This window comes from Armatimonadota bacterium, assembly GCA_031081585.1.
Classification (GTDB): domain Bacteria; phylum Sysuimicrobiota; class Sysuimicrobiia; order Sysuimicrobiales; family Humicultoraceae; genus Geohabitans; species Geohabitans tengchongensis.
On the sequence record JAVHLY010000031.1, the window covers coordinates 23,909 to 31,293 of the forward strand.

Here is a 7,385-nt window from a genome sequence, read left to right on the forward strand (position 1 = left end):
ATCCCCCTGGGGAGAGGAGGACGGGCATGGACGAGGTGCGGCTGCTCGTGGGGACCCGCAAGGGCGTGTTCATCCTGCGCGCCGACGGGGCGCAGCGGCGGTGGGTGCTGGACGGTCCCGCCCACGGCGGGTGGGAGGCCTACCACGTCCAGGGGGATCCGGCCGATCCCGACCGCCTCTACGCGGCGCTGTGGACCGCCTGGCACGGCACGCTCATCCAGCGCAGCCGTGACGGCGGCCGCACCTGGGAGCCGGTCGGCAACAGCTTCACCTACGCCGATGGTGACGCGGTCCACCAGGGCTTCGAGGGGGAGCCGCAGCCCTGGCGCTTCAAGCGGGTCTGGCACCTCGAGCCCGTCCCGGCGCACTGGGGCCCGCGCGGCGGGGCGGGCGGGGATGCGGCGCGCGGCGCCGGTGGGGTGCGCGGGCGCGGTGGGGCGGGCCGCGGAGACGGCGGGCGGTGGTTCGCCGGCGTGGAGGACGCCGCCCTCTTCCGCTCCGCCGACGGCGGCGCCACCTGGGAGGAGCTGCCCGGGCTGCGCCGCCACCCCAGCACGACCGCCTGGCAGCCGGGCGCGGGCGGCCTGTGCCTCCACACCATCCTCTTCGACCCGGTCGACCCCGGGCGGCTGTACGTGGCCATCTCGGCGGCAGGGGTCTTTCGCTCCGAGGACGGCGGGCAGACCTGGCAACCGGCCAATCGCGGCCTGCGGGCCACCTACACGCCGGAGCCCGAGCCCGAGGTGGGGTTCTGCGTCCACCGCATCGCCCTGCACCCGGCGCGGCCGCAGGTGCTCTTCATGCAGAAGCACTTCGGCGTCTACCGCAGCGACGACGCGGGCCGGTCCTGGCAGAAGATCAGCGGGAACCTCCCCAGCGACTTCGGCTACCCCATCGCCGTCCACCCCGAGGAGCCCGACACCGTCTACGTCGTGCCCATCACCGACGACACGCAGCACTATCCCCCCAACGGCGAGCTGCGGGTGTGGCGGACGCGGGACGGCGGCGGCACCTGGGAGGCCACGGGCCGCGGGCTCCCGGACCGCCACTGCTACGTGAACGTCCTGCGCGAGGCCATGGCCACCGTGGGCGGCGACCCGCCCGGGATCTACTTCGGGACGACCGGCGGCCAGGTGTACGGCTCCACCGACGGCGGCGAGACCTGGCAGGCGGTGGCCACGCACCTCCCGCCGGTGCTGTCGGTGGAGGCCCACCGGGTGGGGTGACCCATGGAGGTAACTTTGGTGCTGCCGCCGCACTGTCGCCGCCTGGCCGGGGCCGCCGGGCCGGTGACGGTGGCTGTCCCGGCAGGCGCGGGCGAACGGGTCACGGTGGGGATGGTGCTGGAGGCGCTGGAGGCGGCCTACCCTGTGCTGCGCGGCCTGCTGCGCGAGGGCGGCGGCTCGCTGCGCGAGGGCAGCGGCTCGCTGCGCCCGTTCATCCGGGTCTTCGCCGCCGGGACGGACCTCACGCCGGCGGGACTGGCGGCCGAAGTGCCGCTGTCGGTGCGGGAAGGCGCGGAGGCGTTGCGGATCGTCGGCGCAATCGCCGGGGGGTGACGGAGGCTTGAGGCCGCCTGCGCCCCCCCACGCGCCCCGATGGCCTACGATCCCGGGCTCTCGCGGCAGCCCTGCACGGCCGGGAGCGGCCCGGGCTTGAAGACGCCGATCTGGAAGATGCGCCGGTGGATCATCGGCTTCGACGGGTCGTTCACCACGCCGAACTGCAGCCCCAGGGCCGGGTAGCGCACGAGCAGGATCCGGTCCTCCGCGCACAGCCACCGGCGGTACTCCCTGCCGTAGGCCGCTTCCGCCCGGGGGAAGGGCATCATCAGCGTGATCCCCTTGTCCGTGCGGAAGCGGTCGGTGGTGCCGAAGACGCTGATCACGCGCACGGCCCGCGTCCGGGCGTCCAGCGAGACCCACAACCCTTTGGCGCGCCACTCGTAGAGGATGATCCCGTGCTCCTCGAAGACCTCGCGCCGGTACCCCTCCCCGGCGGCCTCGAGGATCTGCTGCAGCGACATGACCAGGCGGATCGTCCCCACGCGCTGCCCGGGGACGATGAGGCCGTCGCCCAGAACCTGCGGCGGCGGAGCCGGGATATCGACGTCGCCGGGCGCGCCGAACGCGCACGGAGCGGCCGCCAGCGCCACCCACAGGATGGTCAGCGTGAACACCGTCGGCGTGCGGAGCCTGGGCGCCTGATGCATCGCCGTCCTTCCTCCCCAGAGGGTGTTACCCCGGTGCGCCCCTCGCTGCCCGCCGACGCTCGGCCTGCCGCCAGGCGCCCGGGTCCCTCCTGCTATAATGGCGCCGCAATCGGCTCCGCTCTTGCCGTGGCCACGGGTTCCCGGAGGTGCCATGAAGGTCGAAGGGCAGTACACCATCGACGCCCCCCGTGACCGGGTCTGGGCGCTATTGAACGACCCCGGGGTCCTCCAGCGGGCCACGCCGGGCTGCCGGGAGCTCCACCCCCTGGGGGACGACCGCTACCGTGCCGTCCTCGAGCTGGCCGTCGGCCCGGTCCGCGGCACCTTCGAGGGGCAGGTGAGTATCACCGACAAGTCCCCGCCCGAGCGGCTCACCCTGCGCGTGGAAGGGGCCGGCCGCCCCGGCACCGTCCGGGCCTCGGGTGAGCTCCACCTGGAGCCCCAGGACGGGCGCACCGTGGTCCACTACGTGGGGGACGCTCAGGTGACTGGTGTCCTCATGAGCGTGGGTCACCGGCTCTTCGGCGGGGTGGCCAAGCAGCTCGCCGGCCAGTTCTTCGCCGCCCTCCAGCGGGAGGTCGAACGGGCGCAGCAGGCGGGCAGCGGGTCCTAGGTCCCCGCGGGCAGCGGGTCGTCAGCCGACGCCCCGCTGCCCCATCCCCATGGCCCTGCGAACCCCCCCCTCTGGCCTACATCCCGCTCCCGGTCTCCCTGGCCCGCCCCATCGGCTCCCCAGGCGGGGACGGCTGCTCGGGGCGAGGAGCTGCGGGCTGCGGGGCTTCCGCCGGTGGAGCGGGTGCCGGCCGCGGCGGGGCCGCAGGCTGCACCCGTGCAGGCCGGCGCGGCCGGGTGGCGGCGGCCCGTCCGCGGGCCGCGGGCGCCCCTCGGCGCTGAGCGGGTGCGCGCCCCGCCCGGGCCCGTCCGGCAGCCGGGCGGCGGGTCCGCGCCGCTGCGCGTCGGGTGGTGCGGCCCCCTCCGGCGCGTGCGGTCTGGCGGGTGCCGCGGGTCGCCGCCCGCGCCGTGCCCCGCCGCGCCGTCCGGGTGGTGCGCCGCCCGGTGCGGCTCCCGGCCGCCCGGCGCGCCGTGGTGCGCCGCCGCGAGGTGCTCCTGCGCGCGTTGCTTCTCTGCGCCATGCTTCCACCCCCTTGTCGCGGTCTACACTCTTATCATGTACCCGGCGGGCCCGTGATGGAGCCCGTACATTTGCTACAATGCGCTGTGGGAGGGAGAATCCCTCCCATTCCCGTTTCCGGGCCTCGCCTGTCCGGGTCTCGCCGGTCGGAGCTCGCACGAGGTGCGGCCCGGCCGGAGGAGTGGTCGATGCATCCGGAGATCGCCCGCATCCAGTCCATGCTGGCGGCCGGCGGCTACGTGGCCGACCGCGACGTCGCCACCGCCGTCTACCTGTCCATGACGTTGCGCAAGCCCCTCCTCATCGAGGGAGCGGCCGGGGTGGGAAAGACCGAGGTGGCCAAGGTCATGGCGGCGGCCCTGCACGCCGACCTGATCCGGCTGCAGTGCTACGAGGGGCTGGACGCCACCACGGCGCTGTACGAATGGAACTACCAGAAGCAGCTCCTGCACATCCGCCTGACCGAGCAGAGTGACCGCACCATCGAGCAGCGGGAGCAGGAGATCTTCAGCGACGCCTTCCTGCTCAAGCGCCCGCTCCTCGAGGCCATCACCCGCCCGCAGGCTCCGGTGCTGCTGGTGGACGAGGTGGACCGCGCCGACGTGGAGTTCGAGAGCTTCCTCCTGGAAGTCCTCAGCGACTTCCAGGTGAGCATCCCCGAGATCGGCACCATCCGGGCCACCACCATCCCCTACGTCGTCCTCACCTCCAACCGTACCCGCGAGCTGGGCGACGCCCTGCGCCGGCGCTGCCTCTACCTGTGGATCGACTACCCCACCTACGAGAAGGAGCTGCAGATCGTGCTGGCCAAAGTTCCGGGGATCAACGCCGACCTGGCGGCCCAGGTCTCGGCCTTCATGCAGATGGTGCGGCGGGTGCGGCTGGACAAGGTCCCGGGCATCGCCGAGACCATCGACTGGGGGGCGGCGCTGCTGGCGCTCCACCGCGACCACCTCGACCGCGAGGCCGTGGAGCAGACACTGGGCGCGCTCTTCAAGAGTCAGGAGGACGCCCGGGCGGTGCGCACGCAGTGGCTGGACGCCTGGCTGCGGGCGCTGGAGCGGCTGCGCGGCGAGCCCCAGCCCTGGACCCAGGCCCAGGTGGAGCGGGCGGCCGCCGAGGCCGCGGGGGTGTGGCGGTGACGACCCTGGCGCCGCTGCGTCCCGGCAACCTGGCGGCGAACACCGTGGCCTTCGCCCGCCTGCTGCGGCGGCGCGGGCTGGCCGTGGGCCCCCGGGAAGCGGCCGACGCCCTGCGCGCGCTGCGCGCCGTCGACCTCCTCGACCGGACCGAGGTCTACCTGGCCCTGCGCCAGGTCTTCGTGAGCGAGCACGAGGACTACCCCCGCTTCGAGGAGGCCTTCCGGGAGTTCTGGGGGCCGGACGGCGAGTCCACGGGCGCGCCGCCCGACGGGGCGGGCGAGGACCCCAGCGTGCTGACCGACCCCGACGCCGCGGAGGCGGACGCGGAGCGCCTCCTCCAGGAGTGGTTGGAGGAGGAGGCTGCCGATGCCGAGGAGGCCGAGACCCCGGGCTACAGCCCCCTGGAGCGGCTCACCCAGAAGGACTTCGCCGCCCTCACCCCCGACGAGCTCGACCGCATCACCGCGCTTGTGGCCCAGATCGCCCGCCGGGTGGCCACGCGGCTGAGCCGCCGGATGCGCGCCGCCCGGCGCTCCCACCTGCTGGACATGCGCCGCACCGTCCGGCACAGCCTGCGGCGGGGCGGGGAGATCCTGGAGCTCCTCCACCGGCAGCGGCGCGTCCAGAAGCTGCAGGTCGTCCTCCTCTGCGACGTCAGCGGCTCCATGGACCTGTACAGCCGCTTCCTGGTGCAGTTCATCTTCGCGCTGCAGCACGCGCTGGGGCGGGTGGAGACCTTCGTCTTCAGCACCTCGCTGACGCGTGTGACCGACGCCCTGAGCCGCGCCGACATCCGCGCCGCTCTGGAGCGGGTGGCCCGGACCGTCCCCAACTGGTCCGGGGGGACGAAGATCGGGGCCAGCCTGCGCGAGTTCCTGGACGGGTACGGGGCCCGCCTGCTCGGCAGCCGCACCGTCGTCATCGTCATCAGCGACGGGTGGGACACGGGGGACGTGGACGTGCTGGAGGCGGCGATGCGCGAGCTGCGCCGCCGCAGCGCCCGGCTCATCTGGCTCAACCCGCTCCTCGGCGGCCCCGGCTACGAGCCGCTCTGCCAGGGCATGCGGGCGGCGCTGCCCCACGTGGACGTCTTCGCGCCGGCGCACAACCTGGAGAGCCTGCGCCGCCTGGAGCGCCACCTGGCCCTGCGGGGGTGAGGGCGCGGTGGGGGTGAGGGCACGGTGAAGGAGCTGCTGGAGATCCTGCGGGCCGCCGAGGCGGGACGGACGCGGGGCGAGGCTATGGCGCTGGCCACCATCGTGGGCGTGCGCGGGTCGACCTATCGTCGGGAAGGAGCCCGGCTGCTGGTGGGGGCCGGCGGCTCCCTCACCGGCAACATCAGCGGCGGCTGCCTGGAGGGGGACGTCCAGGTGGTGGCCGGGGAGGTGCTGGCGGAAGGCCGCCCCCGGCTGGTGACCTACGACCTCACCGCCGACGACGACCTGGTCTGGGGGCTGGGCCTCGGCTGCAACGGGGCCATCGACGTCTTCGTCGAGCCGCTCGACGCCCGCGGCCTGGCGGGCCTGGCCGCGGTGCGGGACCTGGCGGCGGCGGAGCGCACCGCCGCCCTCGTCACCGTGCTGGCCCCGGCGGAGGCGGCCGGCACGCGCCTGACCGTCTACCCGGACGGGACGCTCGAGGGTGCCCTCCCGGCTGCCGGGGCGGCCGACCGGGTGCGGCGCACCGCGCTGGCGGTGCTCGCCGAGGGGCAGAGCCGCCGGACCACCGTGGAGGGCGACGCCGGGCTGCTGGACCTCTTCGTCGAGGTGGTGCGTCCCCCGGTGCGGCTGGTCGTCTGCGGAGCCGGCCACGACGCCACCCCGCTGGTGGCGCGGGCGGTGGAGCTGGGGTGGCGGGTGGTAGTGGTCGACCGCCGGGAGGCCTTTCTCACCTCCGAGCGCTTCCCGGGGGCGCGCTTCCTGCAGGTGCCCTTCCGGGAGGCGGGGGCGGCACTCCCGGCGGACGAGCGCACCGCCGTCGTGGTCATGACCCACAACTACCTGCACGACCGCGACGTCCTGCGCGGGCTACTCACGCGGCCGGCCCCCTACCCCTTCTACGTGGGGCTCCTGGGGCCGCGGCTGCGCACGGAGAAGATGCTGGCGGAGCTGGCCGCCGAAGGCGTGACCGTCCCGCCGGCGCTGGCCCCCCGCCTCTTTGCCCCGGTGGGTTTGGACATCGGCAGCGAGGGCCCCGACGAGATCGCGCTCGCGGCGGTGGCGGAGATCATCGCCGCCGAGCGCGGCCGCCCCGGCGGGTTCCTGCGCGAGCGCCGGGCGCCCATCCACGCCCCCACGCCCTCCTGACCGACCGGGACCCCTTCGTCTCCGCGCTCGTCCTCGCCGCCGGCGCCAGCCGGCGGATGGGGCGCCCCAAGCTCCTCCTGCCCGTCGAGGGCGTCCCCATGCTGCGGCGGGTCGTGGACGCCGCGCTGGCGTCCCGCTGCCTGGAGACGGTGGTGGTGCTGGGCGCGGACGAGGCCGTCTACCGCTCGCTGCTGGACGGCCTCCCGGTACGCGTCGTGCACAACCCCGAGTACGCCCACGGGCTGGCCACCTCGCTGCGTGCCGGGGTAGCGGCGCTGTCGCCGGAGAGCCGGGCCGTGGTCGTGCTGCTGGCGGACCAGCCCTGGATCGGCCCGGACGTCATCGACACCCTGATCGAGACCTACCGCGAGGGCGGCCACCGCATCGTCGCCTCCGCCTACGCGGGGACCGTGGGGGTACCCGCGCTCTTCGACGCCGCCCTCTTCCTGGAACTGCTCACCCTGGAAGGCGACGCGGGCGCCCGGACGATGATCGAGCGCTACGCCCGCCACGGCGTGGCGGTGCCGCTGCCCGAGGCGCGAGCGCGCGACGTGGACGTGCCGGAGGACCTGCCCGAGAGCCCGCCGGGCTAG

8 protein-coding genes are annotated in these 7,385 nt (G+C 74.7%); 7 read left to right on the forward strand and 1 reads right to left on the reverse strand.

From position 1 onward, the window contains the following. The first annotated feature begins 26 nt into the window (after positions 1 to 26). Together RB146_11705 and RB146_11710 are read left to right on the forward strand one after the other, a co-directional pair. Positions 27 to 1,226: an exo-alpha-sialidase gene (locus RB146_11705; protein MDQ7829635.1), complete on the forward strand. Its 1,200-nt coding sequence runs from the start codon at positions 27 to 29 to the stop codon at positions 1,224 to 1,226. Between the two features lie 3 nt (positions 1,227 to 1,229). Continuing rightward, positions 1,230 to 1,559, forward strand: a complete 330-nt coding sequence (locus RB146_11710; GenBank protein ID MDQ7829636.1) for a hypothetical protein — start codon at positions 1,230 to 1,232, stop codon at positions 1,557 to 1,559. Between the two features lie 44 nt (positions 1,560 to 1,603). Here RB146_11710 and RB146_11715 read toward each other — a convergent pair whose 3' ends face one another. Beyond that, a complete protein-coding gene (locus RB146_11715) occupies positions 1,604 to 2,212 on the reverse strand; it encodes a hypothetical protein (protein MDQ7829637.1) in 609 nt (202 codons plus the stop codon). Between the two features lie 151 nt (positions 2,213 to 2,363). Here RB146_11715 and RB146_11720 point away from each other — a divergent pair, with 151 nt between their 5' ends. The 5 genes from RB146_11720 (at position 2,364) to RB146_11740 (ending at position 7,385) form a co-directional block, all read left to right on the forward strand. Next, positions 2,364 to 2,825, forward strand: coding sequence for a carbon monoxide dehydrogenase subunit G (locus RB146_11720; GenBank protein ID MDQ7829638.1), 462 nt, complete (start codon positions 2,364 to 2,366; stop codon positions 2,823 to 2,825). 707 nt (positions 2,826 to 3,532) lie between these two features. Further along, positions 3,533 to 4,486, forward strand: a complete 954-nt coding sequence (locus RB146_11725; GenBank protein ID MDQ7829639.1) for a MoxR family ATPase — start codon at positions 3,533 to 3,535, stop codon at positions 4,484 to 4,486. Beyond that, positions 4,477 to 5,643 carry a VWA domain-containing protein gene (locus RB146_11730; GenBank protein MDQ7829640.1) on the forward strand — a complete coding sequence of 389 codons (1,167 nt, stop codon included), beginning with the start codon at positions 4,477 to 4,479 and terminating at the stop codon, positions 5,641 to 5,643. The genes RB146_11725 and RB146_11730 overlap by 10 nt, the downstream gene beginning before the upstream one ends. A 24-nt stretch (positions 5,644 to 5,667) precedes the next feature. Then, positions 5,668 to 6,792: an XdhC family protein gene (locus RB146_11735; GenBank protein ID MDQ7829641.1), complete on the forward strand. Its 1,125-nt coding sequence runs from the start codon at positions 5,668 to 5,670 to the stop codon at positions 6,790 to 6,792. Further along, a complete protein-coding gene (locus RB146_11740; protein ID MDQ7829642.1) occupies positions 6,789 to 7,385 on the forward strand; it encodes a nucleotidyltransferase family protein in 597 nt (198 codons plus the stop codon). Before RB146_11735 ends, RB146_11740 begins: the two co-directional genes overlap by 4 nt.

Excerpts from the sequence above, each read along its gene's own strand:
- RB146_11720 (MDQ7829638.1), top strand. The coding sequence starts at position 2,364 with ATGAAGGTCGAAGGGCAGTACACCATCGACGCCCCCCGTGACCGGGTC.
- RB146_11710 (MDQ7829636.1), top strand. The coding sequence starts at position 1,230 with ATGGAGGTAACTTTGGTGCTGCCGCCGCACTGTCGCCGCCTGGCCGGG.
- RB146_11715 (MDQ7829637.1), bottom strand. The coding sequence starts at position 2,212 with ATGCATCAGGCGCCCAGGCTCCGCACGCCGACGGTGTTCACGCTGACC.
- RB146_11705 (MDQ7829635.1), top strand. The coding sequence starts at position 27 with ATGGACGAGGTGCGGCTGCTCGTGGGGACCCGCAAGGGCGTGTTCATC.
- RB146_11725 (MDQ7829639.1), top strand. The coding sequence starts at position 3,533 with ATGCATCCGGAGATCGCCCGCATCCAGTCCATGCTGGCGGCCGGCGGC.